General features: G+C 47.1%; 3 protein-coding genes. 1 reads left to right on the top strand and 2 read right to left on the bottom strand.

Annotated features, from left to right (window positions below):
- Positions 1-531 (bottom strand): helicase HerA-like domain-containing protein (locus B3O33_RS03335; protein WP_292362923.1); only part of this gene is annotated, 531 nt, incomplete at its 3' end.
- Positions 532-729: 198 nt separating this feature from the next.
- Here B3O33_RS03335 and B3O33_RS03330 point away from each other — a divergent pair.
- Entirely contained in the window at positions 730-1,161 is a 432-nt protein-coding gene (locus B3O33_RS03330; protein WP_136552886.1) for a YhcB family protein, read from the top strand.
- On the opposite strand, the gene B3O33_RS03325 is transcribed toward B3O33_RS03330, so the two are convergent.
- A partial coding sequence (locus tag B3O33_RS03325) for an ATP-binding domain-containing protein (RefSeq protein ID WP_292362922.1) occupies positions 1,158-1,984 on the bottom strand: 827 nt, incomplete at its 5' end. The two genes, B3O33_RS03330 and B3O33_RS03325, sit on opposite strands and share 4 nt — an antisense overlap.

The following is a 1,984-nucleotide window of genomic DNA, read 5'->3' as shown; positions in this document are numbered from 1 at the left end:
GGCCGCTGAAATATTGCCGTATAACGTCTGAAATTCGCTGGCATTTTCTGCAACAAACTGCAGCATGGCACGTAAATCTTTCAGATCCAGCACCAGCCAGCCGTTGTCATCGGCTACACGGAAAATCAGCGTTAATACACCCTGCTGAGTGTCATTGAGATTCATCAGCCGTGACAACAGTAAAGGCCCCATATCCGATATGGTGGTGCGAACCGGATGACCCTGCTCTCCAAACATATCCCAGAACGTTGTCGGGAAACCTGAAAACTGAAAATCATCCAGCTGCATCAAATTAACGCGCTCAGTGATTTTAGGATGCGTTTTACCGGGTTGACTGATGCCGGACAGGTCACCTTTGATATCCGCCGCAAACACCGGCACACCAATATTACTGAAACCTTCTGCAAGCCCCTGCAAGGTCACTGTTTTACCGGTACCGGTTGCGCCCGCTACCAGTCCGTGGCGATTGGCCATTTGTGGCAGTAAAAAAACTGCTTGGTCAGCCTGTCCTACAAACATTGGTTGCGCCATGTGCTCTCCTTATCATCAGTCTCTATTGGGTGGGATATTCAACAGCAAAATATGGTCAACTTTATTGTCCTGCAAACACGTTATCTGTTTGCGGACTATTATGATGCAAGCTATGCTGTATCTATCAAAGCGGGTTATCCGCCTCACCGTAACGTTTAATAATAAGCTTTTTTGCAAAGATATCATTAGGGATTTGTCATGACATCAATTGAATTATGGGCCATCGGCATTGTTGCAGTTGTTATCGCAGGGATTGTGGGGTTTCTGGTGGGGCGCCGCCAGCCTGTTGGCAGCCCTGAACAGTTGAAGCAACTGACCCAGGCACATGAACGTCAATTATCGCAGGTTCAGGCTGAACTGGATGCCTATCAGGAAGAAGTACATGCTTATCATGAGAAAACTGCAAATTTATTTGTCTCCATTGCAGCGCCCTACAAAGAGATGTTCGATCATCTGACGGAAGGCTATGACAAATTGGGTAATTTCACTGAACACAAAGTGTTACCGGATCGTGCCGGTGCTTTGTTAGATGGTCCCGATGCAAATAAGCACGTCGTACCCGAGCTGACTGAAGATCTGAAACTGCATGAAGAAAAACTCAAGGCTAAAGCAGCCTTAAAAGACTATTAATTGTTTTCCATAAGTAACTTCGCCAAACCACTTTCACGCTGATGTCGACGTTGCACAGCCTGCTGTAATACAGGCTGTGTCGACAAAATCTGCACGGTTTGTCGCGCTCTGGTGAGCGCGGTATACACCAGCTCCCGGCTCAATACGACTGAATCTTCTTCCGGTAACAACAAAGCAATATGATCAAATTCTGATCCCTGACTTTTATGTACCGTCATCGCAAAGACGGTTTCATGTGCCGGTAAGCGGCTGAGTGGCAACCAACGTAATTCCTCACCAAACAGGAAACAAGCCTGCAATTCGCCATCGACATTGGGCAATATCAGCCCGATATCGCCATTAAACAGATTCTGCCGATAATGATTCTGCGTGATCATAATCGGTCTGCCGGGATAAAACGGCTGTGCTGTTCGCCAGCCCCGTTTCGCCAGCAAATTCATCATCATCTGATTGACTGCATAAACCGACTGGCCTCCCTGTTTAACTGCGCATAACACCCGAAACTGTTCAAATGCCTGAATACAACTGACGGTATCAGCACGCTGTTCAATCGCACTGATGTAAGACTGATAGCCACTTATTAACTGCGTATGGATATGTTCTGTGGTGGGCTCAAGCAAAGCAGAAGGAGCTTGATTGATCAATAAATCCGTGACCTGAGCCGCATCGCCTTGATTGACGGCCAAAGCTAATTGACCAACCTGCCCGCCCGCAGCAAAACGATAGCTGTGCTGTAATTTGACCAGACTATCCTGCAAAGGATTTATGTTGCTTGCAGGGGGTAAATCAATCTGGCTGATGTGTTTTACCCATGAGCTGAACT

The sequence above is a fragment of the Methylophaga sp. UBA1464 genome, from assembly GCF_002325665.1.
Classification (GTDB): Bacteria; Pseudomonadota; Gammaproteobacteria; order Nitrosococcales; family Methylophagaceae; genus Methylophaga.
Note: the sequence above shows the minus strand (reverse complement) of the source record. Positions and strands in the feature narration are given on the sequence as shown.

What these genes read in the sequence shown, in the direction of transcription:
- B3O33_RS03330 (WP_136552886.1), top strand. Translation starts at nt 730, where the DNA reads ATGACATCAATTGAATTATGGGCCATCGGCATTGTTGCAGTTGTTATC.